Origin of the sequence: Micromonospora sp. WMMD956, assembly GCF_029626125.1 — a bacterium.
GTDB lineage: Bacteria > Actinomycetota > Actinomycetes > Mycobacteriales > Micromonosporaceae > Micromonospora > Micromonospora carbonacea.
This window is the reverse complement of record NZ_JARUBI010000005.1, coordinates 2,330,505-2,355,158: the sequence shown is the minus strand read 5'-3', so window position 1 is coordinate 2,355,158 and position 24,654 is coordinate 2,330,505. Positions and strand designations below refer to the sequence as shown.

The 24,654-nt window shown below is 75.4% G+C and carries 19 protein-coding genes; 16 read left to right on the top strand and 3 right to left on the bottom strand.

Features of this window, described 5'->3' with window-relative positions:
• Positions 1-48: 48 nt before the first annotated feature.
• From O7628_RS10855 to O7628_RS10785, 15 genes are all read left to right on the top strand, one after another.
• Positions 49-768 (top strand): Phenylacetic acid catabolic protein, encoded by a 720-nt coding sequence (locus O7628_RS10855; RefSeq protein WP_176734421.1) that lies wholly within the window; start codon positions 49-51, stop codon positions 766-768.
• A 19-nt stretch (positions 769-787) separates the two neighbouring features.
• Positions 788-1,918: a radical SAM protein gene (locus tag O7628_RS10850; RefSeq protein ID WP_278130051.1), complete on the top strand. Its 1,131-nt coding sequence runs from the start codon at positions 788-790 to the stop codon at positions 1,916-1,918.
• A 30-nt stretch (positions 1,919-1,948) separates the two neighbouring features.
• Complete coding sequence (locus tag O7628_RS10845) at positions 1,949-2,206, top strand: phosphopantetheine-binding protein (RefSeq protein WP_043960761.1); 258 nt, start codon at positions 1,949-1,951, stop codon at positions 2,204-2,206.
• Positions 2,203-3,087: an SDR family oxidoreductase gene (locus O7628_RS10840; RefSeq protein WP_229405818.1), complete on the top strand. Its 885-nt coding sequence runs from the start codon at positions 2,203-2,205 to the stop codon at positions 3,085-3,087. Before O7628_RS10845 ends, O7628_RS10840 begins: the two co-directional genes overlap by 4 nt.
• 21 nt (positions 3,088-3,108) lie before the next feature.
• Complete coding sequence (aroA, locus tag O7628_RS10835) at positions 3,109-6,258, top strand: 3-phosphoshikimate 1-carboxyvinyltransferase (protein ID WP_278130048.1); 3,150 nt, start codon at positions 3,109-3,111, stop codon at positions 6,256-6,258.
• Positions 6,255-7,403 (top strand): acyl-CoA dehydrogenase family protein, encoded by a 1,149-nt coding sequence (locus O7628_RS10830; protein WP_278130046.1) that lies wholly within the window; start codon positions 6,255-6,257, stop codon positions 7,401-7,403. The genes aroA and O7628_RS10830 overlap by 4 nt, the downstream gene beginning before the upstream one ends.
• Entirely contained in the window at positions 7,400-8,194 is a 795-nt protein-coding gene (locus O7628_RS10825; RefSeq protein WP_178066742.1) for an SDR family oxidoreductase, read from the top strand. Before O7628_RS10830 ends, O7628_RS10825 begins: the two co-directional genes overlap by 4 nt.
• Positions 8,191-10,179, top strand: a complete 1,989-nt coding sequence (locus O7628_RS10820; RefSeq protein WP_278130043.1) for an FAD-dependent oxidoreductase — start codon at positions 8,191-8,193, stop codon at positions 10,177-10,179. Before O7628_RS10825 ends, O7628_RS10820 begins: the two co-directional genes overlap by 4 nt.
• On the top strand, positions 10,176-12,122 hold the full coding sequence (locus O7628_RS10815; protein ID WP_278130041.1) for an ATP-binding cassette domain-containing protein: 1,947 nt from the start codon (positions 10,176-10,178) through the stop codon (positions 12,120-12,122). Before O7628_RS10820 ends, O7628_RS10815 begins: the two co-directional genes overlap by 4 nt.
• Positions 12,119-13,957: an ABC transporter ATP-binding protein gene (locus tag O7628_RS10810; protein WP_278130039.1), complete on the top strand. Its 1,839-nt coding sequence runs from the start codon at positions 12,119-12,121 to the stop codon at positions 13,955-13,957. The genes O7628_RS10815 and O7628_RS10810 overlap by 4 nt, the downstream gene beginning before the upstream one ends.
• A gap of 58 nt (positions 13,958-14,015) precedes the next feature.
• On the top strand, positions 14,016-15,284 hold the full coding sequence (locus O7628_RS10805; RefSeq protein ID WP_278130037.1) for a cytochrome P450: 1,269 nt from the start codon (positions 14,016-14,018) through the stop codon (positions 15,282-15,284).
• Entirely contained in the window at positions 15,277-17,082 is a 1,806-nt protein-coding gene (locus O7628_RS10800; RefSeq protein WP_278130035.1) for a hypothetical protein, read from the top strand. Before O7628_RS10805 ends, O7628_RS10800 begins: the two co-directional genes overlap by 8 nt.
• A 130-nt stretch (positions 17,083-17,212) precedes the next feature.
• The gene (gene fabF, locus O7628_RS10795; RefSeq protein WP_278130034.1) at positions 17,213-18,499 is read left to right on the top strand and encodes a beta-ketoacyl-ACP synthase II; all 1,287 of its coding nucleotides are present in this window, start codon (positions 17,213-17,215) and stop codon (positions 18,497-18,499) included.
• Complete coding sequence (locus O7628_RS10790; RefSeq protein ID WP_278130033.1) at positions 18,496-19,581, top strand: branched-chain amino acid aminotransferase; 1,086 nt, start codon at positions 18,496-18,498, stop codon at positions 19,579-19,581. Before fabF ends, O7628_RS10790 begins: the two co-directional genes overlap by 4 nt.
• Positions 19,581-21,197, top strand: coding sequence for a polyketide synthase (locus tag O7628_RS10785; protein ID WP_278130031.1), 1,617 nt, complete (start codon positions 19,581-19,583; stop codon positions 21,195-21,197). The genes O7628_RS10790 and O7628_RS10785 overlap by 1 nt, the downstream gene beginning before the upstream one ends.
• An 86-nt stretch (positions 21,198-21,283) precedes the next feature.
• Here O7628_RS10785 and O7628_RS10780 read toward each other — a convergent pair whose 3' ends face one another.
• Entirely contained in the window at positions 21,284-21,739 is a 456-nt protein-coding gene (locus O7628_RS10780) for a PaaI family thioesterase (RefSeq protein WP_178066736.1), read from the bottom strand.
• Between the two features lie 131 nt (positions 21,740-21,870).
• On the opposite strand from O7628_RS10780, the gene O7628_RS10775 reads away from it, so the two are divergent.
• Entirely contained in the window at positions 21,871-23,184 is a 1,314-nt protein-coding gene (locus tag O7628_RS10775; RefSeq protein WP_278130027.1) for a helix-turn-helix domain-containing protein, read from the top strand.
• Here the strand turns inward: O7628_RS10775 and O7628_RS10770 are convergent.
• Positions 23,177-23,899, bottom strand: a complete 723-nt coding sequence (locus tag O7628_RS10770; protein ID WP_278130025.1) for a response regulator transcription factor — start codon at positions 23,897-23,899, stop codon at positions 23,177-23,179. The genes O7628_RS10775 and O7628_RS10770 overlap by 8 nt on opposite strands.
• A 74-nt stretch (positions 23,900-23,973) precedes the next feature.
• Entirely contained in the window at positions 23,974-24,498 is a 525-nt protein-coding gene (locus tag O7628_RS10765; RefSeq protein WP_278130023.1) for a LuxR C-terminal-related transcriptional regulator, read from the bottom strand.
• Positions 24,499-24,654: the final 156 nt, after the last annotated feature.

Genomic DNA, 24,654 nt, shown 5'->3' with positions numbered 1-24,654 from the left:
TTTCCGGCCGGCACCATTCGGGCTTTAGTCGACAGGAGGTGGTTTGTCATGTCAGTCGAGATCCTCGACGACGAGGAAGTCGTGGTGCGCACCCCCGAAGAGTTCAAGCGCATGCCCCGGGCGTACCAGAAGGCGCTCATCAGCCAGGTCATGATCAATACGGAGGGCGAGCTCTCCGGCGGCGACGACTACACCATGATGTTCATCCCGCTGGCCCCCAACGCCGAGGAGCGCCAGGTGTGCGCCGAGCGGGCGGCGGAGGAGTACGACCACTACAAGATCGGCAAGCGGGTCCTCGCCGAGATCGGCATCGACACGACCTACATGGAGGAGCAGACGATCGAGGAGCGGCGGCTCTTCTCCGACAAGCGCCTGCACCAGTGCACCACGTGGGCCGAGCGCGGGATCTACTCCTACATCGGCGAGGAGAGCGCCCTGCTGATGATCAGGGAGTTCGCCGAGAGCAGCTACAAGCCCTGGGCCGACGCCGTCCGCACGATCATCCTCGACGAGAAGATCCACATCGCCCACGGCGCGCGCGTCTGCCGCAACCTGGCCACCACCGACGAGGGCCGCGAGCAGCTCCAGGCGGGCCTCAACCGCCTGTGGCCGGTGTTCCAGGGCCTCTTCGGCACGCCGGACTCCGAGCGCTCCAAGCGGGCGGTCCGGTTCGGCCTGCGCCGGACGACCAACCGCGAGGCCCTGGAGAAGTGGTTGCAGACGGTCACGCCCCGCATCCACTCCCTCGGGCTCGTCGTACCGGACTGACGGAAGGGACGACCGCGTCATGCCCACCCCTGTCGCCATCAATCCACGCCCGCCGTCCCGCAAGGAGGCCAAGGCCCGGCTCCAGGCGCTGCTCGCCGGCCGCCCCGACCTGGCCGCGCGGCTCGCCGCCGTCCGGGACATGGGCCTGCGGGTCACCGCGTCCGAGGTCCACCTGACCACCACGTGCAACATCCGGTGCAAGGGCTGCTGGTACTTCGAGGGAGGCTTCGACGCGGCCGTCCCGGAGACGTCGGACCCCGTCGTCATCTCCGACTTCGTCGACTCGCTCGCCGCCCGGGGCGTCACCCAGGCGACGCTCATCGGCGGCGAGCCCACGCTCGTGCTCAACCGGGTCGTGCCGTTCGTCGAGCGGCTCCCGTACGTCACGATCTCCACCAACGGGATCCGGCCGCTGCCGCGCGCCGGGTTCGAGGGCGTCGCGGTGGCGATCAGCCTGTTCGGCGGCGGCCCGCTCGACGACTCCCTGCGCGGCTACCGCCCGAACGGGTCGGCGTTCACCGGGCTCTTCGAGACCGCCCTCGGGCACTACCGCAACGACCCGCGCGTCATCTTCGTGTACGCGCTGTCGGAGGAGGGCCTGCGGTACGTCGAGCCGACGGTGCGGGCCATCCAGGACAACGGCAACCAGGTCACCTTCAACTTCTACTCCGACCACGGCAGCGACCACGCCCTGCGGATCGACAACGAGCAGCGCACCCTCGCCGAGGCGCTGCGGATCAAGGAGAAGTACCCGGAGACGGTGGTCAGCCACCCGTACTTCATCGAGACGCTGATCACCGGGCGCAGCCACTGGGGCGGCCAGTTCGGCTACGACGTCTGCCCGAGCATCAGCGTCGAGCACCCCGACCACGCCGACCGGATCGCCAACGGCAACCCCGTCCTGGACGGCTTCGCCGTCTACGGCGCCGACTACCAGACCCTCCAGTTCTGCTGCACGTCCGGCAACTGCGCCGACTGCCGCGACAGCCAGGGCGTCTACAGCTGGCTCCTGGTCAGCGCCAACCGGTTCCTCGACGACGTCGGCCGGCTGGAGACCTGGCTCGCCCTGGCGGAGAGCTACTGGCGGCAGTGGTACTGGGCGCAGCGGCACCACGCCAACTTCGCCCGCCGCGCGCCGCTGGCCGCGTAGCCGAGAACATCGACCGAAGGAGTGCCCCGCATGTCTTCCCCCTCTGCCCCGATCACCGAGTCCGTCGTCGCCGACCGGCTCCGCGTCGAGCTGATCGACCTCGGCGTCGACGAGGAGGCGATCACCCCGGACGCCAAGTTCGACCAGCTCGACATCGACTCGCTGGACGTCGCCGACCTGATGGCCATGGTCGTCAAGGAGTTCAAGGTGGAGATCCCGCGCAGCGAGCTGGCCGACGTCACCATCGGGCAACTCGTCACGCGGATCGTCGCGGGCGCGTCACATTGACCTCCCTGCTCAGCCTGGACAAGCGCCGCTACCTCGTCACCGGCGTCCTCAACAACGAGTCGATCGCCTGGCACGTGGCGGCGGCCCTGCAACGGGAGGGCTGCGAGGTCGTCCTGACCTCGTTCGGTCGGGTGGCCCGCATCACCCGCAAGGTGGCCGACCTGCTGCCGTCCCCGGCCGAGGTGCTCGACCTGGACGTCATGTCCGACGAGAGCGTCGCGTCCCTGGCCGAGCAGATCGAGAGCCGGTGGGGGCAGCTCGACGGCGTGCTGCACAGCATCGCCGCCGCGCCGCCCGACGCGCTGGGCCCGGGCTTCGTCAGCGCGCCGGCCAGCGGCGTGCTCGACGGGTTCCGGGCGTCGGCGTACTCCTTCCAGCAGCTCACCACCGCGCTCGCGCCGCTGCTCGCGCGCGCGCCGGGCGGCGGCGCGGCGGTCGGCCTGACCGTCGACTCCACCCGCGCCCTGCCCGGCTACGGCTGGATGGGGGTCTACAAGTCGGCGCTGGAGGCCGTCGCCCGCTACCTCGCGCTGCACCTCGGGCCGTCCGGCATCCGGGTCAACCTGGTCGCCGCCGGCCCGGTCGAGACCGTGTCGGCGCGCGGGGTGCGCACCTTCGCCGAGCTGGCCGACCAGTACGAGCGGTGGGCCCCGCTGGGCTGGGACCGCGCCGACCCGGCGCGCGTCGTCGGCGCGGTCCTGTTCCTGCTGTCGGACCTGTCCCGGCACACCACGGGGCAGGTGGTGCACGCCGACGGCGGCATGCACGCCGTCTTCGGCGGGGTCGGCGTGTCGCCGGCGACGGGCACCGGCGTGCCCCCCGCCGCGACGGCACCGGCGGGCGGGACGACGGCGTCGCGCGGCGAGACCGCGACCGGCTGACACACACTGCGGGGAGCGACCGTGCGTCTTGTCATCAAGGGGACCAGCGAACCCCTCGTGGGGGAACTCGACATACCGGCATCGAAATACCATGCCCACCGCGCGCTGATGCTGGCGTCGCTCGCCGACGGCACGAGCCGCATCCACGGCGCCTGCGGCGCCGGCCACGTGCGCCACACCATCGCCGCCCTGCGGGACCTCGGCACCTCGATCACCGTCGACGACGACACGTTCGTGGTGCGGGGCGGCCCCTACCGGCCGGTCCGCCCGGAGGTCTCGGTCGGCAGCTCCGGCACGACGCTCTACTTCCTGACCGGGCTCGCCGCGCTGGCCGGGTCGCCGGTCACGATCACCGGCCAGAAGTACTTCCGGCGGCGGCCCATCGGTCCGCTGCTCGACGCGCTGGCCGGCATCGGCGTGGAGATCGGGTCCACCGGCGGGCTCCTGCCGATCCGGGTCCCGGCCCGCCCGCCGACCGGGGGCCGGGTGGAGATCCCGGGCACCCTCTCGCAGTGGATCTCCAGCCTGCTGCTGGTCGGCCCGTTCGCCACGGGCCCGACCGTGGTCGACGTCGTCGGGCCGTTCAACGAGCGCTCCTACGTCGACCTGACCATCGCGATGATGCGGCGGTTCGGCCTGCACGTGAGCGTCGGCGCGGACGGGCGGCGGTTCGAGATCGAGCCGGGGCAGCGGGCCACCCCCGCCGAGATCCACCTGCCGCCCGACGTCGGCGCGGCGGCCTTCGGCCTGGCGGCGGCGGCCCTGCACCCGTCCGACGTCCTCTTCCGGGGGTTGCCGGCCGGCCCGTCGGGCGAGGTCGACCACCCCGAGGCCGACCTGCTGGACCACCTGCGCGAGATGGGCCTGCCGCTGCTGCGCGACCCGGCCACCGGCTGGACCCGGGTGCGGCACGACGGGTCCCGGCTGACCGGCGTACGCGTCGACTGCCGCGCCGTGCCCGACATGCTCCCGGTGCTCAGCGTGCTGGGGGCCCACGCCCGGGGCAGCACCGTCCTGGAGAACGTGGCGCACGTCCGGCTCAAGGAGTCCGACCGGGTGGCCGCGATGCTCCAGCTCAACCGGATGGGCGGGCGGGTGCGGCTGGACGCCGACCGGCTCGTCTGCGACGGTGTGGACCGGCTGCGGGAGGCCGACCTGTCGTCGTTCAACGACCACCGGGTGCTGATGGCCCTGGCCGTGGCCGCGTCCCGGGCCTCCGGCGAGAGCCGGCTCACCTACCCCAACGCCCACCGGATCTCCTACCCGCAGTTCCTCGACCAGATGAACGCGGTCGGCCTGAACATGTCCGTCGACCGGGCCCCGGTCGACAGGCCGCCGGCCGACCGGGAGCCGGCCCGCCCGGCGGCGCTGCCGTCCCCGGCCCGGCTGGCCGCCACCGGCCCCGCCGACCTGGTGCGCCGGCACGCCCACGCCCGCCCCGACGCCGCCGCCGTGATCGAGGCCGCCTCGCCGGGGCGGCCGGGCGGCGTACTCACCTGGGGGGAGCTGGACCGGCGCGCGGACGCCGCGGCGGCGCTGCTGCTGGAGCTGGGCGTCGCCCCGGGCGAGGTCGTCGCCTGGCAGCTGCCCAACTGGCACGAGTTCGTCGTGCTCACCCTCGCCACCCTGCGGATCGGCGCGGTCTGCTGCCCGATGATGCCGTTCTTCCGCGAGCGGGAGGTCGACGACCTGCTGCGCCGCTCGCGGGCGCGGGTGTTCGTGGTGCCCGCCGCCTTCCGGGGGCGCGACCACGTCGCCGAGACCGCAGCGGTGCTGGCCGCGCCCGGCGCGCCGGCCGTGGCGCACGTCCTCGTCGTCGGCGGCGACGGCCCGCTGCCGGCGGGGGGCGCGCTGTCCCCGGGTGCGGCGTCCCCGGGCCCGGAGCTGGCGGGCCCGGCGTCGCCCGGTGCGGCACCGGAGGCCGGCCCGGCCGCGCGGTGGCAGCGGTTCGGCGCGGCCCTCGCCCGGCAGCGCCCCGGCGCGGCGGCCCTTTCCGCCCGCCGGCCCGCCCCGGACGCCCTCGCCCAGCTCATGTTCACCTCGGGCACGTCGGGCCAGCCCAAGGGCGTGCTGCACCGCGCCGACACGCTGACCCGCGCGGCGGCCATGCAGGCCCGCCACCTCGGGCTCACGGCGGCCGACCGGTTGTACGTGCCGTCGCCCCTGGCGCACCAGACCGGCTTCCTCTACGGCATGTGGGTCGGCTTCGTCCTCGGCGCGCCGGTCGTGCTGGAGCCGGTCTGGAGCGGGCCCGCCGCCCTGGCCACGCTGCACCGCACCGGCGCGACCTTCGTCCAGGCCGCCACGCCGTTCCTCGCCGACCTGGTGGACGCCGTCGAGGCCGGCGGCGGGCCGCCCGAGGCGCTGCGCGTCTTCGTCGCCACCGGCGCGGCGGTGCCCCGCGCCCTCGCCGAGCGGGCCACCCGCACCCTGGGGGCGGCGGTGTGCGGCGCGTGGGGCTCCACCGAGTCCTGCCTCGGCACGCTCGCCGCGCCGACCGACGAGCCGGCCCGCGCCTGGGGCACGGACGGCCGCGCGCTGCGCGGCGTGCGGATCCGGGTCACCGGCGACGACGGCAGCGTCCTGCCCGCCGGCACCGAGGGCAACTTCGAGGTCGGCGGCGACTGCCTCTTCGCCGGCTACCTCGACCATCCCGAGTGGACGGCCGCCGCCCTGACGCCCGACGGCTGGTACCGCAGCGGGGACCTGGCGGTCATCGACGCGGCCGGGTTCGTGCGGATCACCGGCCGGGTGCGCGACGTCATCAACCGGGGCGGGGAGAAGATCCCGGTGGCCGAGGTGGAGCAGCTCCTGCACACCCACCCGGCCGTCCGCGACGTGGCGATCGTCGCGATGCCGGACCCGCGCCTGGGCGAGCGGGCCTGCGCCTTCGTCGTGCCGCAGCCGGCACCGGAGGCAACCGGACCGGCGGAGGCGGGACCGGTGGCCGGGCCGGCGGCGGCCGGGCCGGTGGCCGGGCCGGGGAGTGCGCCGGAACCGCTCACGCTCGACGGGATGCGGCGGTTCCTGGACGGGCGCAAGGTCGCCAAGCAGTACTGGCCCGAGCGGCTGGAGACCGTGCCCGAGCTGCCCCGCAACGTGGTCGGCAAGGTGCAGAAGTTCGTGCTGCGAGACCAGCTCAAGCAGATCATCAGCGAGGAGGCCACGTGACCGACGACGACGGCGAGGCGTTCGCGACGCTCGCCCACGAGGTCGAGGCGTTCGTCCGCGGGCCCGGCGAGGAATACGCCGAGACCATCGAGCGCACCCGGGCGGTGCCGCCGCAGCTCTGGGACGACCTGCGCGACCGTGGCTACCTGCGGCTGGCCGCCCCGGCCGAGTACGGCGGCGCCGGGCTCTCCTTCACGCAGTACCTGCGGCTGCTCGAACTGTTCTCCATGTCCCACGCGTCGCTGCGGATGATCGTGCACGTCTGCAACGGCGTCTGGCGGGCCATGGACCAGTTCGCCACCGACGAGCAGCGCAAGCGGTTCGTGCTTCCGCAGGTGGCCGGCGACCTGCGGGTGGCGTTCACCCTCACCGAACCCACCGCCGGCACCGGGGCCGACCTGCGCGCCAGCGTGGTCCGCGACGGCGACACCTATCTCCTCTCCGGCGAGAAACACCTGATCACCTTCGGGGTGAGCTGCGACTACTGGCTGCTGTTCGCCCGGCTCGCCGGCACCACCGGCAAGGACGGCACCGTCGCGCTCATGGTGGACCGGCACGTCCCGGGTGTCCGGGTCGAGCCGATGGCCGACACCATGGGGGTGCGCGGCACCGACCACGCCCACCTGATCTTCGACGGGGCCCGGGTGCCGGTGGCCAACCGGCTCGGCGAGGAGGGCGCGGGCCTCGCGGTCGCCCTCGGCGGCTTCCTCACACCCAGCCGCATCGGCGTCGCCATGACCTGCGTCGGCCTGGCCCGCCGCGCCCAGGAGCTCGCGGTCGCCCACGCGCGCCGCCGGGTCACCTTCGGCAAGCCGCTGACCGCCCGACAGGCGATCGCCTTCGCGCTCGCCGAGAACGCCGCCGACATCGAGGCCGCCCGGCAGCTCACCCTGCACGCGGCCCGGCGGTGGGAGGCGGGGGCCGCCGACGCGGACGCGCTGTCCTCGATGGCCAAGCTGGTCGCCGTCGACATGCTGACCCGGGTCACCGACAAGGCGTTGCAGGCGCACGGCGGCATCGGCTACTGGGAGGGCAGCCCCATCGAGCGCGTCTACCGGGACGCCCGCGCCCAGCGCTTCGAGGAAGGCACCAACGAGATCCAGAAGACGGTCATCGCACGAGAGATCCTGGCGGGGCAACGGTGACGAGCTACCACGGCAAGACCGCACTGATCACCGGCAGCTCCCGGGGCATCGGGCGGGCCCTCGCGCTCACCCTGGCCCGGGGCGGCGGCTCGGTCGTCGTCAACTACAAGAAGAACGCGGAGCTGGCCGACCAGGTCCGCAAGGAGATCGAGCAGCTCGGCGGCCGGGCGCTCACCGTGGCCGCCGACGTCGAGCAGCCCGAGGAGATCGACCGGCTGTTCGCCGCCGCCGAGCAGGAGTTCGGCACCCTCGACTACTTCGTCTGCAACGCGGCGGCCAGCTCGTTCAAGAACATCATGGACCTGAAGGTCCACCACCTCGACCGCTCGTACGCGATGAACCTGCGCGCGTTCGTGCTCGGCTGCCAGCACGCGGTGCGGCTGATGCCCGACGGCGGCCGGATCGTGGCCCTGTCCAGCTACGGCAGCATCCGCGCCTACCCCACGTACGCGAACCTCGGCGCGGCCAAGGCCGCGATCGAGGCGTGGGTGCGCTACATGGCCCTGGAGTTCGGCGAACGCGGCATCAACGTCAACGCGGTCAACGGCGGCATCATCGAGACCGAGTCGTCGCAGTACTTCTACGACGTGCCCGGGATGGCCCCGCTGTCCACGGTGCTGCCCAAGATCCCCAAGGGGCGGATGGGCACCGCCCAGGAGATCGCCGACGTCGTCGCGTTCCTGCTCTCCCCGGCGGCCGAGTACATCACCGGGCAGACCATCGTCGCCGACGGCGGCCTGTCGATCGTCTCGCCGCCGTTCGTCCAGGACCTGACCGCCCCCCTGACATGACGACCGGCCTGGAGCACGTGCTGCGCCCCGGCCGGATCGGCCGGCTGGCGCTGCCGCACCGCGTCGTCACCGGGGCCATGCACCTGGGCTGGGAGGCCCGCGACGACGGCGGCGCGGCGCTGGCGGCGTTCTACGTCGAGCGGGCCCGGGGCGGGGCCGGGCTGATGGTCACCGGCGGCGCGGCCGTCAGCCCGGAGGGCGCCGGGGGGCCGGGTTACGGCGTGCTCGACGACGCCCGGTTCCGGGCCCGGCTGCGGCGCGTCGCCGCCGAGGTGCGCGCCGCCGGGGGGCTGCTCGCCCTGCAACTGTTCCACGCCGGGCGGTACGCCCGGCCCCCGGCGGGCGGCCCCCACCCGGTCGCCCCGTCCGCCGTCTACAGCGCGTTCTCCCGGCACACCCCGACCGCGCTCGACGCCGCCGGCATCGCGCGCACGGTCGCGGACTTCGCCCGGGGGGCCGCCCACGCCCGCGACCTCGGCTTCGCCGCCGTGGAGATCATGGGCTCCGAGGGCTACCTGCTCGACCAGTTCCTCTCCCCGCTGACGAACCTCCGCGACGACGAGTGGGGCGGCGACCCGCAGCGGCGGTCCCGTTTCCCGGTGGCGGTGGTCCGGGCGGTGCGCGCGGCCGTCGGCCCCGACTTTCCGGTGATCGTGCGGATGACCGGCGACGACCTGCTGGCCGGCGGCACCACCCGCGACGACGTGCTGGCGTACGCCCGCGCGCTCGCCGCAGCCGGCGCGGACGCCCTCAACGTCGGGGTCGGCTGGCACGAGTCCCCGGTCCCCACCGTGCAGGCCGTGGTCCCGCCCGGGCACTGGGTGCCGGTGGCGGCGGCGGTCAAGGCAGCCGTCGGCGCGCTCCCCGTGCTGGCCAGCAACCGGATCAACCGGCTGTCGCAGGCCGAGGCCGTCCTCGCCGGCACGCCGCTGGACCTGGTGTCCATGGCGCGGCCGTTCCTCGCCGACCCGGCGCTGGTCGCCAACGCCCGCGCCGGCCGGCCGGTGAACGTCTGCGTGGCCTGCAACCAGGCCTGCATCGACCGGTCGCTGGCCGACGAGCCGGTGTCCTGCATGGTCAACCCCCGCGTCGGGCGCGAGCACGAGCCGGCGGCGAGGCCCGCCGCGTCGCCCCGCCGGGTCGCCGTCGTCGGGGCCGGCCCGGCGGGCCTCAGGGCCGCCCACGGGCTTGCGCTGGCCGGGCACCGGGTCACCGTGTACGAGGCCGACGACGAGCCCGGCGGCCAGTTCCGGCTGGCGGGCCGGGTGCCCGGCAAGTCCGACTACCTCGCTGCGGTCGGGTTCCTCGTCACCGAGCTGGCCCGGCTCGGCGTCGCGCTGCGCACCGGTCGCCGGATCACCGCCGCCGACCGGGACCTGCTCGGCGGCTACGCCGGGGTGGTCGTCGCCACCGGCGTGCTGCCCCGGCCCGCGTCGATCCCCGGCGTCGACCTGCCGCACGTGCTCGGCTACCCGGCGGCCTTCGCCGACGGCGCGCTGGGGGAACGCGTCGTCGTCATCGGCGGGGGCGGCGTCGCCGTGGACGTGGCGCACCTGGCCAGCCACCCGGCCGGGCCGGCACGGCGGGTCACGGTGCTGCACCGGGGCCGCCGGCTCGGCCCCCGGCTGGGGCGCTCGACGCGGTGGGCGGTGCTCGCCGAGCTGCGCCGGCAGCGGGTCGACGTCGTGCCCGGCGTCCGCGACCTGCGGATCAGCCCGGCCGGGGTGCACTTCGCCGACGCCGAGGGGCAGCCGCGCGTCGTACCCGCCGACACGGTGGTGATCGCCGCCGGGCAGGTGCCCGACGACGGTCTCGTGGCGACGGTGCGCGCGGCCGGCGTCTGGCACCACGTCGTCGGCGGCGCGCGGGACACCGCGGGGCTGGACGCGGTGCGGGCCTTCGCCGAGGGCGCGGCGGCGGCGGAGGCGTTCCGGCGCGCGCAGGACCGCGCCGGCCAACTCTTGGGGATCGAGGAACGGGTATGACCGTCGACGGGCCGGAACGTATACCCGCGCTCGGCGTGCTGCGGCGCACCGCCGTGGACCGGTGGCGCATCGTGCGGCTGCTGCCGCGCGCGGGCTGGGCGGCGGTGACCGCCGCCGTCGTCAACAACGTGCTGCTGGCCGCCGCGCCGGTGCTGTTCATCGTGATGACGAGCCTGCTCGTCGGGCGGCTGCCCGCCGCCGTCCGCGACGGGGTGGACTCGCCCGCGTTCGGACGGCTGGTGACCGCGTTCGTCGTCGCCGCCGCCGCGCTCAGCGCGCAGCAACTGCTGGCCCAGCTCCAGCTCACCACCGGGCTGCTGGTCCAGCGCCGCGTCGACGGGTGGGTCGCCGACGAGCTGATGGCCGCCGCGCTGAGCAGCCCGGGCATGGAACCGCTCGACGACCGGGCGCTGACCGACCGGCTCAGCGAGGCGTCCCGCGAGGTGGAGCAGGGCATCCAGAGCCCCGGGGCCGCCTGCGCCGGGATGCTGGCGCTGCTCGCCCGCTACGGCCAGCTCACCGGGTACGCGGTGGTCGTCGGCGTGGTGTTCTCCTGGCTCGCGGGCGTGGGCCTGCTCGCCGCCGTCCTGGCGTTCCGCCACGGGCAGCGCGGTGGCCTGCGCAAGTACGCGGCGATCTACGGCACGATCGTGGCCCGGGTGCGCCGGCTGACGTACTTCCGCTCCGTCGCCACCGGCAGGCCGGCGGCCAAGGAGATCCGCGTCTTCGGCCTCCTGCCGTGGCTGCGCGAGCAGTACGCGGTGGCCTACCTGGACTGGATGCGCCCGGTCTGGGCCGAGCGCCGCCGCGTCTACCTGCGGCCCTACTTCGGCTACACGGCCCTCGGGCTGGTGGTGCTCGTCGCGGTCCTCGCCGCGCTGGGCGTGGCCGGCGGGCAGCGGGACGTCGACCTCACCCGGCTGGCGCTGGTCATCCAGGCGGTCCTGGCGGCGATCCAGCTCGGCGAGTTCTATCCCGAGGCCGACGTGCAGACCCAGTTCGGCATGAACGCCTACCGCGCGGTCGACGAGTTCCGCGCCGGCATGCGGGCCCGCTCCGCCCCGGCACCCGCGCTCCCGCCCGCGCCGCGCCCGGCCGGGGAGCCGGGCCCGCCGCCCGCCGCCGGGCCGATCCGCTTCGAGTCGGTGTCCTACCGCTACCCGCACCGGTCCGCGCCCGTGTTCACCGACCTGGACCTCACCCTGCCCCCGGGCAGGTGCACCGCGATCGTGGGGCTCAACGGCGCCGGCAAGACCACCCTGGTCAAGCTGCTCGCCCGGCTGGCGACCCCGACGTCGGGCCGGATCACCGCGGGCGGGCAGCCCGTCGACGCCCTACCCGTGGCGCGATGGCGCGGCAACCTCGCCGTGATCTTCCAGGACTACCTGCGGTACGAGGCCAGCGCCGCCGACAACATCGCGCTCGGTGCCGCCGGACACGCCGGTGACCTCGCCGGCATCCGGGCGGCGGCCGAGGCGGCGGGCATCCTGGACACGCTCGACGCGCTGCCGCAGGGACTGGACACCCCGCTGTCCGGGCAGCTACGCGGCGGGGTGGACCTCTCCGGCGGCCAGTGGCAGCGGCTCGCCATCGCCCGGGCGTTGTTCGCCGTCCGCCACGGCGCGTCGGTGCTCGTCCTCGACGAGCCGACGGCCAGCCTGGACGTCCGCGCCGAGGCGCGGTTCTTCGACGAGATCATCGCCGCCACGGCGGGCGTCACCACGGTCCTCATCTCGCACCGGTTCGCCACCGTGCGCCGCGCCGACCACATCGTCGTGCTGGCCGAGGGGCGGGTCGCCGAGCAGGGCTCGCACGACGAGCTGCTGCGCCACGGCGGCCGGTACGCCCGGCTGTTCGAGTTGCAGGCGGCCCGGTTCCTCGACGACCGCCCGGACGGCGACGGCGGGCCGGTGGAGATCGGACAGGAGCGGAGCCCCGGATGAGTCGTGGACTTTTGTCGGCCGCCTGGTCGCTGTGGCGGACCTCGCTGCGTCAGGACCGGCGCAAGGCCGTCACGGCGCTGGTCCTCGTCGTCGCCGGCGCGGCGGCGTGGCCCCTGGTGGCGATCATGCTGCGCGTCCTGTTCGAGGCCGCGAACGCCGGGCGGCCGGTCGCCGCGAGCCTCGCCGGGGTCGCCGTGGCGGTGCTGCTGATCGCCGGCCTGACCCTCGGCCACTTCGCGCACATCGCCTACTTCGAGCTGTCGGAGCTGGACGTCCTGCACCTGCACCAGGAGCTGATGGACGCCACCAACGGCTCGGCCGGGATGGCCCACTTCGAGCAGCCCGAGTTCGCCGACAAGGTCAGGATCCTGGAGGAGGACGTCGAGCAGCTCCGCGTCGGCCTCCAGGCCGTGCTGACCGGCGTCGGCCTGGCCGTCGCCATGACGCTGACGACGGCGGTGCTCGCCTCGCTGCACCCGCTGCTGCTGTTGCTGCCGCTGGTCGCCGTGCCGCCGCTGCTGGCCGGCCGGTGGGCGGAGCGCATGGTCGACCGGTCGCGGGAGGCCAGCGCCGAGTCCACCCGCCGGGCCCTGGGCCTGTTCCGCCTCGCCACCCACGCCGCGTCCGGCAAGGAGCTGCGGGTCTTCGGCCTGGAGCAGGAGGTGCGCCGCCGGCACGGGGCGTTCCGGCAGGACGCCACCCGGCGGCTGTGGCGCACGCAGGCCGTGGCGAGCCTCGTCCGCATGCTCGGGCAACTGGCGTTCGCGGGCGGCTACATCGCCGCCGTGCTCCTGATCCTGCGCGACGCCGTCGCCGGCCGCCGGGGCGTGGGCGACGTCATCCTGGTCATCACCATCGCGGCGCAGGTCAATCAGCAGGTGGCCGCCGCGGTCGGCGTCCTCCAGGACCTCCAGCGGCTGCGCAGCGTCTACCAGCGGCTCGACGAGGTGCACGGGCTGGTCCGGGCCGGGGAGCGCGCCGACCGGCCCGGTGCCCTGCCCGCCGGTCCCGGCGACCCGACCGCCCCCGCCGGTTCGGCCGCGCCGGCGCCGGCGCGGCTGCGCCACGGCATCCGGCTCGTCGGCGTCGAGCTGCGCTATCCCGGCGGGGAGCAGCCGGTGCTCGCCGCGCTCGACCTGCACCTGCCGGCGGGCGCGACCGTGGCGATCGTCGGCGACAACGGCGCCGGCAAGACCACCCTCGTCAAGCTCGTCTGCGGGCTGCTGCGCCCGACCGCCGGCCGGGTGCTCGTCGACGGCGTCGACCTGACCGACCTGTCGCTGCCCGGGTGGCGGGCCCGGATCGCGGCCGGCTTCCAGGACTTCGTACGCCTCGAACTGCCGGCCCGGCGGACCGTCGGCGTCGGCGACCTGCCCCGGCTCGACGACGAGCCGGCGGTGCGTGCCGCGTTGGGGCGTGCCGGCGCGGACGACCTCGTCGGGCAGCTCGAAGCCGGCCTGGACACCCCGCTCGGCCGCGAGTACGCCGACGGGGCCGAGCTCTCCGGCGGTCAGTGGCAGAAGCTCGCTCTCGGCCGGGCGTTCATGCGCGACGACCCCCTGCTGGTCGTCCTCGACGAGCCCGCCGCCGCCCTCGACGCCGAGGCCGAGCACGCCATGTTCGAGCGGTACCGGCTCCAGGCCGCCCGGGTCGCCGCCGCCACCGGCGCGGTCAGCGTGTTCGTGTCGCACCGCTTCTCCACCGTCCAGCTCGCCGACCTGATCGTGGTGCTCGCCGACGGCCGGGTCGCCGAGCTGGGCTGTCACGCCGACCTGATCGCCGCCGACGGCCTCTACGCGGAGATGTTCGAGCTACAGGCGAGGGCGTACCGGTGACCGGGGCGGACGCCGAGGTCCGGCCCACCAGCCACAGCGAAGTCCGGAGGACCCGTCAGTGACCAGCGCGACGCACACCGCAGAGTTCGACCCCTTCTCCCCGAGCGCCATGGACGACCCCTATCCCGCGTACGCCGAGCTGCTGCGCCACGAGGAGCCGCTGTACCTGGCCGACCGCGACATGTGGCTGGTCATCCGGTACGACCACGTGCGCGCGGCGGCGAAGGACCACGGCGGGCTGTCCTCGGCCGAGGGGATCGCCTACCACCGGTCCACGCTGCCCGTGCTGTTCGGGCTCGACCAGCCCGACCACACCCGGATGCGCGGGCTGATCCGGCACGACTTCTCGCCCCGTGGCGTGCAGTTCTGGCGGCCGTTCATCGAGCAGGTCTGCGGCGAGCTGCTCGACGAGGCCGTCGCCACCGGCGACATCGACCTCGTCCAGCAGGCGATCATCCTGCTGCCCGTCAAGGTGGTCACCACGATCGTCGGGGTGCCCAGCGACAACCTGGCCAAGCTCAAGCTGACCGCCGGGGTGCTGGAGAGCTTCATCGCCAACGCCAAGGTCGGCGAGGACGCCCCGGACGACCCCGACGAGAACGCGCTGCGGCTGCGGGCCGCCAAGTCCGCGCTCTCCTCCGTCGCCGGCCTGTCCACGTTCCTCGGCGGGCTGCTGGAGGAGCGCCGGACGCAGCCGCCCCGCAGCGACGTGGTGTCGAAGCTGTTCGCCGCCGCCGAGGAGGGCGGGGTGACCGAGAACGAGATCCTCTGGCTCTGCCTCACCCTGCTCGTCGGCGGCCAGGAGACCATGACGCACTTCCTGGGCAACATGCTGGACGCGCTGCTGAACCACCCCGACCAGTTCCGCCTGGTGCGCGACCGGCCCGAGCTGATCCCGGCGACGATCGAGGAGACGGCCCGCTTCTACCCGCCCGTGCAGAACGTCTTCCGCACCGCCACGACCGACGTCGTCGTCGGCAACACCACCATCCCGAGGGACGCCCGGGTCGAGCTGTCGTTCGCGGCGGCCAACCGCGACCCGCGCAAGTTCCCCGACCCGAACGCCTACCGGATCGACCGCCGCACCGACGGGCACCTGGGCTTCGGGGCGGGCATCCACACCTGCGTCGGCATGCACCTGGCCCGCCTCCAGGCGGCGACGTTCCTGCGCCTGCTCATCGAGCGCACCGACGACATCGAGCTGATCGGCGAGCTGGTCAAGATCCCCAGCCCGGCGTTCCGGGGGCTCGACCACCTGCCGCTGCGCCTCACCCCGAAGGGCGGTCGCCCGTCCGCCGCGCCGGTGAACGGGGGGCACCGTGCGTGACGCGACCACCGGCGGCCCGCCGGAGACGGCCGTGCTCGACCTGCCGTTCGCCGTCGGCGAGGCCGCGTCCGGGCCGCTGACCTGGGCGCAGAGCGTGATGTGGGACGCGATGCAGTGGTTCGGCAAGGAGGCGAACCAGTTCAACATCGGCCAGCCCCTCGTGCTCGCCGAACCCGTCGGGCAGGCCCGGCTGCTCGCGGCCCTGCGGGGACTGGTCGAGGCGCACCAGACGCTGCGGACCCGGTACGTGGCCCGGTCGGGCCAGCCCCGCCAGGAGGTCCACGCCTCGGGGGCGTACGACGTCGTGGTGGCCGACGGGCACGACGACCCGGCGCGCGTCGCGGGGGAGCTGGCCGGGCGGCTGGCGGAGACCGCGTTCGACCACGAGGCCGAGTGGCCGCTGCGGGTCGGCTGCGTCGTCGACGGGGAACGCCGGGTCACCGCCGTGGCGCTCGTCGGGTCGCACCTGGCGTTCGACGGCTGGGCGTTCACCACGTTCGTCGACCTCCTGCGCGCCGGGCTCAGCGGCGACTCCGAGCAGCGCGGGCAGCCGGAGCCGGCGGCGGCCGCCGCTTTCGGGCCGCCCGCCGGTGTCGAGCCGTCGGCCGGCGTCGGCGTGCCGCAGGCGCTGGAGCAGGCCGCCTTCGAGGGCTCACCCGCCGGTCAGCAGCAGAGCCGGCTCGGGCTGCGGCACTGGGAACAGGGCCTGTCGACCGCGCCGGCCTCCATGTTCGACCTGCCGCGCGCGGCAACCGGCGACCAGCCCATCGAGCGGCACCTGCTCGACTCGGCGGCGGTCGCCGCGGCGGCGGCCACCCTCGCGGCGCGCACCCGCACGTCGTTCTCGACCGTGCTGCTCTGCCTCACCACGCTCGTGCTGACCGCCTACAACGGCCACGACACCGCCGTACTCAAGCTGATCACGGGCAACCGGCTCGACCGGCGCAGCCGCGACCTGATCGCGCTGAACACCCTGGACGCGCTGCTGGCGTTCACCGTGCCGCGCGACGTGGACCTGCTCACCGCCATCCGGCAGACCCACCGCCCAGCGTTCGACGCGTACCGCCGGGCGCAGTGCGACCCGCGCGCCGTCGCGACGGTGGTCGAGGAGACGGGCCGGCGGCGGGGCGTGTCGTTCGACCTCTCCACCTACTTCAACAACGGCCACCGGGGCAACGACTGGGCGGTCACCGGCCCGGAACCGGGGCCCGACCGGCTCGCCGAGCTGCGCGCCGGATCCCGCTACACGCGGCTGGACCCGTTGCCGCGCAGCGACATGAAGTTCATGGTCGCCGCCAGCAACGGCGGCGAGGGCGTCTGCCGCCTCGGCCTGCTGGTGGACACGACGTACCTGCCGGGCGCGCTCGGCGAGACCATCGTGCGGGGCATCGAGACGCTGCTGTGCGACGCGGTCGCCGAGGAGGTCGGCGTCGCCGAGATCCCCGGCCGGATCGGCCTCGCCCCCGCCGTGCGGGGCGCGGACTGGGTGCGTACCCCCGCCGGCTGGGTGCGCCCCGCCGACGTGGCGGAGCTGGTCCGCGAGGCGGCCGGGGGCGTCGAGGTCGCCGTCCTTGCCGACGGGCCCGCGCCGGGCACCGGGCTGACGGCGTACGTCGCCGACGCGTCGGCCGTACCGGAGGAGTTGCACCGGCGCGTGCTCGCCCTGCTGCCGGGCCGCACGGGCGTGGCCGCGCCCGACGGGTACGTCGCCTGCGCGGCGGCCCCGCCCGCCGGGGCCGGGCCCGACGCCTGGCGGGGCGCGCCCGTCGTGGCGCGCGGCCCGGGGCGGCCGGCATGACCGGCGGTGCCGTCCGGGCGACCGGCGGGAGGGCTGGCGCGACCGGCGGGAGGGCTGGCGCGGGTGGCGACCGCCGTGCGGACAACTGCCGCGCGGACACGGCGATTGATAGTCTGCGGTGGGTCGTTCGATGCCTGAGAAGTGGGGCCGTGGCGCGATGGTAGGGGGCGACGTCGTCATCACCGGCATCGGCGCCGTCACGCCGCTCGGCCTCGACCGGGAGAGCACCTGGCACGGCCTGCTGGCCGGCAAGTCCGGCGTCGGCGCGATCACCGCGTTCGACGCCGCCGACCTGCCCACCCGCATCGCCGCCGAGGTGCGGGGCTTCGACCCGGCGGCGCACTTCACCCCGAAGCGGGCCCGCCGGATGGCGCGGTTCAGCCAATTCGCGGTCGTCGCCGCGCGGGAGGCGGTCGCCGACGCGCGGCTGACCGTCGACCCCGAGCACGCCGACCGGGTGGGCGTGGTGGTCAACGCGGCCGTCGCCGGCTTCGACACCGTCGAGGCGGCCACCCGGGGGCTCCTCGCGCCCGTGCCGTCCGCGCCCAGCGCCCAGTTCGTGCCGTCCTCGCTGACCAACATGCCGGCCTGCGAGATAGCCATCGACCTGGGCGCGCACGGGCCCGTCAACGCCAGCGCCCTGGCCTGCGCCAGCGGCGCGTACGCGCTGCTCGACGCCCGCCGCCTGATCCTCGCCGGCGAGGCGGACGTGGTCGTCTGCGGCGGCACCGACGCGGCGATCACCCCGGCCATGTTCGCCGGCCTGGTGAGCATGGGCGCGATGTCCGAGCGCAACGCCGACCCGGCCGGCGCGAGCCGGCCGTTCGCCGCCGACCGCGACGGCTTCGTCTTCGGCGAGGGCGCGGTGGTGCTGGTCCTGGAGTCGGCCGGGCACGCCCGCCGCCGGGGGGCCACCCCCTACGCCACCCTCGCCGGTGGCGCGTTGACCAGCGACGCGTTCCACGTGAGCGCCCCCGCCCCGGGCGGCGTGCACGCCGCCGCCGCGATCCGGCAGGCCGTGGCCCGCTCCGGGCTGCGCCCCGACGACGTCGACTACATCTGCGCCCACGGCACCTCGACGAAGGCCAACGACCGCACGGAGACCGTGGCGATCCGCGCCGCGCTCGGCGACGCCGCCGACCGGGTGGCGGTCAGCGCGCCCAAGTCGATGCTCGGCCACCTGATCGGCGCGGCCGGGGCGCTCGGCGCGATGGTGTGCGCCATGGCGATCCGCGAGCAGGTCGTGCCGCCCACGATCAACCTGCACGAGCCGGACCCGGAGTGCGACCTGGACTACGTGCCGCACCAGGCCAGGGAGATGCCCGTGCGGGCCGCGTTCACCAACGCCTTCGGCTTCGGCGGGCAGAACTGCGTCGCCGTCTTCACCGCGCCACCGTCCCGAGGAGAGCCCAGATGACCGCCGAGTTCCGGTTGCGGCGAACCGACCACCCGACTTCCCCGCAGGCGCGGGAGGAGATCCTCGCCGACCCCGGGTTCGGCCGGCACTTCACCGACCACATGGTCACCGTGACGTGGACGCCCGACGCCGGCTGGCACGACCACCAGGTCACCGCGCTGGCCCCGTTCACCCTGCACCCCGGCGCGGCCGTCCTGCACTACGCGCAGGAGATCCTCGAAGGGCTCAAGGCGTTCCGCCGCGCCGACGGCAGCATCTGGCTGTTCCGGCCCGGCCTCAACGCGCGCCGGTTCGCCGCGTCCGCCGACCGGATGGTCCTGCCCGAGCTGGACGAGGAGACCTTCGTCGAGAGCGTCGCCGCGCTGGTCCGCGCCGACGAGGCGTGGGTGCCGCCGTACGGCGGGGAGCAGAGCCTCTACCTGCGCCCGTTCATGTTCGCCTCGGAGGCGTTCCTCGGGGTGCGGCCGGCGCAGCAGGTCACCTACTGCGTGATCGCCTGCCCGGCCGGGTCGTACTTCCCCAACGGGGTCACCGGCGTGACGCTGTGGATCTCCACGAAGTACAGCCGGGCGTCGATCGGCGGCACCGGGGCGGCCAAGTGCGGCGGCAACTACGCCGCGAGCCTCGCCCCGCAGCGCGAGGCGCTGGGGCACGGCTGCGAGCAGGTGCTCTACCTGGGCGGCGAGCAGCGCCGCGACATCGACGAGTCGGGCACCATGAACGTCTTCTTCGTGACCCGCGACCAGCAGCTCGTCACCCCGAGCCTCGGCACGATCCTCGACGGGGTGACCCGCGACAGCGTGCTGACGCTGGCCGCCGAGCACGGCCTCGACCCGGTGCAGCGGTCGATCGGCATGGACGAGATCCGCGACGGGCTCGCCGACGGCACGGTCACGGAGGCGTTCGCGGCCGGCACCGCCGCCGTGATCACCCCGATCATCGGGTTCAAGAGCGAGGAGTTCGCCGCCGAGGTCGGCGACGGCACCCCCGGCAAGTACACCCGCCAGTTCCGCACCCACCTGCTCGACATCCAGTACGGCCGGGCCGAGGACACCCACGGCTGGATGCACCGGGTCCTGTAGTGGGCACACCGATCGCGGTGGTCGGGATGGCCGTCCGCGCGCCGGGCGGCATCGCCGACCTCGACGCGTACTGGTCGGCCATCCTGCACGCCCGCGACCTCACCGGCGACCTGCCGGCCGACCGGCGCGACGCGTTCGGCGCGGCGTGGGACGGCATGGTCACCCGGGGCGGTTACCTCGACGCGGCGTTCGACTTCGACCCGAAGTTCTTCGGCATCGCGCCGAAGGAGGCCCGGGTGCTCGACCCGCAGCACCGGCTGCTGCTGGAGGTCGCCTGGGAGGCGTTCGAGCACGCGGCGATCCCCGTCGCCGCCGTCGCCGCGTCCACCGGCGTGTTCGTCGGCATCACCGGCCGGGACTACTGGCAGTGGCTCTCCGGCGACCCCAACTCCTACTGGACCATCGGCAACGGCCACGCCTTCGCCGCCGGCCGCGTCGCGTACACCCTGGGGTTGGGGGGTCCGGTGTTCGCGCTGGACACGGCGTGCTCGTCGTCGCTGGTGTCCGTGCACACCGCGTGCCGGGCGCTGGCCGCCGGCGACTGCGACGTGGCCCTCGCGGGCGGCGTCAACCTGGTCCTCGCCCCGGGCACCACCCGGGCGGTGGCGCAGACCGGCGCGCTGTCGCCGCAGGGCCGCTCCCGCCCGTTCGACGCCGACGCGAACGGGTTCGTCCGGGGCGAGGGCTGCGGCCTGCTGCTGCTCAAGCGGCTCGCCGACGCCCGCCGGGACCGCGACCGCGTCCTCGCCGTGATCGGCGGCACCGGAATCAACCACGACGGGCGCACGGCGACGTTCACGACGCCGAACGTGTCCGCCCAGGCGGGGCTCATCGACACCGTCCTCGCGGCGGCCGGCGTGTCCGCGCGGGATGTCGGCTACCACGAGGCGCACGGCACGGGCACCCCGCTGGGCGACCCCGCCGAGCTGGAGGCGGTCGTGGCCGCGCTCGGCCGCCGCGACGGCCGCCCGCTGTACGTGGGCTCGGTGAAGGGCAACCTCGGGCACACCGAGTCGGCCGCCGGGGTGCTCGGGCTGGTGAAGGCCGTGCTGTGCCTGCACCACCGCACGATCGCCCCGCAGGCCAACTACCGGGCGCTCAACCCGCGCGTCGACCTGTCCGGCACCGGCATCGAGATCCCGGCGGAGGCGGTGCCCTGGGACGACGACCGGCTGGGCCCCTGCGCGTCGACGAGCTCGTACGGGATGAGCGGCACCAACGCCTTCGCGGTGCTGTCCCCGGCGCCGCCGCCCGAGCCGGCCGCAGCGGTGCCCGCCCCGCGCGGCTTCCCCGTGTCGGCCGCCACCCCGGGCGCGCTCGCCGAGCTCGCCGGCCGGTACGCGGCACACCTGGCCGCCCTGCCCGGGGCGGACTACCCGGCGTTCGCGTCGACCGTCACCGGCGGCCGCACCCGGCTCAAGCACGCGGTGTGGGTCGAGGCGGCCGAGCCGGGCGGCGCGGCGACGGCGCTGGCGGCCCTGGCCGCAGGCGAGACCCACCCGGCCGTGCGGGCGCTCGGCGCGGACGAGCCGGTGCCGGCCCCGCCCGGCCGGGCGGTCGTCTCGCTGCCCGGCTACCCGTGGCAGCGTGGCACCTACCTCTCCGCCCCGGCCTGACCGCCCCAGCCGGCGCCTCCGCCCGGCTCGGGCCCGGTCGGCCTCGCTCCGGCCTCGCCGGCCACGTGGCCGCCGCCGGTGGGCGGCTACGCCCCGGCCCGGGCGGCGAGCGTGGCCGCCCGGGCGGCCCGCGACGGCAGCGCGAAGTGCAGCGTGGCCAGGGCGACCAGCCGGCCACGGTGGTCCGTGGCCCGCGCGTCCACGACCGCCGAGCGGCTGGCGAGGCTGACCACCTCCGCGGCGACCCGCAGCACGCCCGGCTCGGCCGGCTCCAGGAAGCTGATGCTGCTGTTGGCCAGCGCCATCGCGGGCGTCGGCCCGACCAGCACGTTCACCGCGACGAAGCCGGCCAGGTCGATCGCCCAGAACATCGCCGGCCCGGACAGCGCCCCGTCGATGCGGCGTTCGAGCCCGTCGGGCCCGGCGGCGCAGACCACCCGGCCGCCGTCGACCGCCTCCACCCGGAGCCGGTCGGCGCCGGCCAGGATCTCGGCGAGCCACGCCCGCGCCTCGTCGATCGCCATCACCGGTTGCCAGGCCATGGCCACACTATAAGTCGTGATCGATCTTTCCGGTCGTTCGGCGAGGCCGGGGTTGGGCAGCGGCCCGCGGTTTCTGTAACTATCCGTGGGGTGACGTTCACGGATGAGGTCGGCGTCCCGGGGGCGCCGGGATGACCGGTCGGCTGGGGGCCCTGCTGCGGCGGCACCGCGCGGCCGCCGGCCTGACCCAGGAGGAACTGGCCGACCTCGCGGGCGTCGCCGTGCGGACGGTGCGCAACCTGGAGCTCGGCCGCGTCGCCCGGCCGCAGCGTCGCACCATGCAGGAACTGGCCGACCGGCTCCGCCTCTCCGAGCCGGACCGTTCCCGGCTGCTCACCGCCGCCCGTGGGGGCGGGTGGGACGACGGGGCGGGCTCCCTCCCCGGTGACCTGGCCGACTTCGCCGGCCGGGCCGGGGAACTGCGCCGGCTGGCCGGCGCGGCCGAGGCGGCCGGGCGGGCCGGGGTCAGCCGGGTCGTGGTCGTCAGCGGCGTGCCCGGGGTCGGCAAGTCCAGCCTGGTGGTGCACGCCGCCCACGAGCAGGCGCACCGCTTCCCGGGTGGGCCCCTGTTCGTGGACCTGCGGGGCATGGACGACGAGCCGACGACCCTGGCGCAGGCCCTCGACCAGTTGCTGACCGCCCTCGGGGTGACCGCCGCACCGCCCTCCACGGATGCCGGGCTGACCCTCTGGCGCACGCTCGCGGCCGACCGGCGCGGCCTGCTGGTGCTGGACGACGCGCGGGACGAGGCGCAGGTGCGGCCCCTGCTGCCGGGTGGGCCGGGCTGGCTGGTGCTGGTGTCCAGCCGCAACGCGCTGGCCGGGCTGGTCGGGGCGGACCGGATGCCGCTGGGCGTGCTGTCCGACGCCGAGACGCGCGCCCTGCTCGCCGCGTCGGTGGGCGGCGGGCGGATCGCCGTCGACAGCCAGGCGGCGGCGGAACTGGGCCGGCTCTGCGGCGGGCTGCCGCTCGCCCTCCGGGCGGCCGTGAACCGGCTCGCGGTCCGGCCCGAGTGGAGCGCGCAGTGCTTCGTGGAGCGGCTCCGCGACGAGCGCCGCCGGCTCGACCTGCTGCGGGCCGGCGACATCCAGGTACGCGGCGCGTTCGAACGGTCGTACCGGCTGCTCGACCCGGCCGTCCGGCGCACGTTCCGGCTGCTGGGCGTGGCCCCGCTGGCGCAGTGCACCGCGCCGGTGGCCGCGGCGCTGTCCGGCGAGCCGGTGCCGGTCGCCGAGGACCGGCTCGACAGGCTGGTCGACGCGGGGCTGCTCGGCGTCGGCACCGCCCCCGGCCGCTACGTCCTGCACCCGCTGCTGGCGCTCTTCGCCGCCGAGCGGCTCGCCGGTGACGAGGCCACCGGGGAGCGGGAGGCGGCCCGGTGCCGGCTGGCGGCCCACCTGCGCAGCCGGGGCGTGCTGGCCGAGGGGGGCGACCCCCTCAGCTGACCGGGTCGGCGCTGCCCGGTCGACGCCGCACCAGGCCGAGGGTGATCGCCTCGCGGGTCAGTTCGGCCTTGTTGCCGACGTCCAGCTTGGACCTGATCCGGGTGAGGTAGGTGTTCACCGTCGCCTCGGAGATGCCGAGCCGGCGGGCGGCCTGCGCGTGCGTCAGCCCCTGGGCGATCAGCGTCAGCGTCGCGGCCTCGCGGGGAGCGAGCGCGGGCCGGCCGGGCGGCCGGAGACGTGCCCGGTCGCGACCGAGGCCCGGCCCCGGCGCGCAGGCCGGGCCCCCGCCGGCCGGGCCCCGAGCGCCGCCGGCCGCCGGCCGCGCCGGGTCCGGGCCGGCCGCGCAGGCCCGGAGTCGGGCGGACAGCGTCGGGCACAGGTAGAACCCGCCGGCCGCCGCCACGTCGAGGGCGATCCCCAACTGGGTACGCTCGGTCGCGGTGCTCACCACCGACCGCGCGCCGGCCCGGATCGCGTCCAGCGTCGCGCCCTTCGCGGACTCCGGCACCATCACCAGGGTGGGGTGCCGGGCGCAGGACCAGCGGAGCACCTGCTCCGGCGGGTCGACCAGGACGACGACCGTCCCCGCCCCGGCCGCCACCTCGCTCACGGCGTCGACGGTGCGCAGGCTCCGCACCCGGTCGTTGCCGTCGATGAGCTGGCGCACCCCGCGCCGGGCCAGCGGCTCGGCCACCACCACACACACGTCGAACATCGCCCACCTCTCGGTGAGCAGTCAACTACGCTGCGGGTGGCGAGGCGAGGCAAGACGACCGGCAAGAACGCCCGTCACGCCGACAGGTAGCCGAGTTCCACCGCCCGCCGGGTCAGCTCCGCCTTGTTGGCGGCCCCGAGCTTGCGGCGCAGCCGCTTGGCGTACGTGTTGACGGTCTGCTCCGTGACGCCGAGGCGGTGGGCGACCTGCCGGTGGGTGAGGCCCTGCGCGATGCACCGCAGCGTCTCCACCTCCCGGGGGCCCAGCGACACCTCCGGCGCGCCCGGGGCCGCCCGCCCGCCGCCGTCGGTCCGGCCGCCGACCAGCGTCGCCACGCTCCGCGACAGGTACGACCCGCCGGTGAGCACCGCCGAGCGGGCCAGCTCCAGCTCGTCGACGCCGTCGCCGTCGCGCAGGACGGCCCGGGCCCCGGCGGCGAGCAACGCCAGCGGGTCGACCGTCGTGGCGCGGGGCAGCACGAGCAGCACCAGCCCGTCGGCGGTGAGCGCGGCGAGTTCCGGCCAGCGTTCGCCGCTCAGGCGGTCCCACCGGACGACGACCGGCGCGGGGCCGGCGTCGGGCGGATCGACGGTCGGCATCAGGTTGCTCCCGGGAAGGAGGGACGCCCGGACCCCGGCGGGTACCGAGCGCTACCGATGGTAGATGCCGGAGAAGTCCCCAAAATGACGGCTGTCCATGTCCCCCGCGCGCCGCGCACACTGTCCCCCCGTGGCGTCGACGTCGCCACCTCCCAT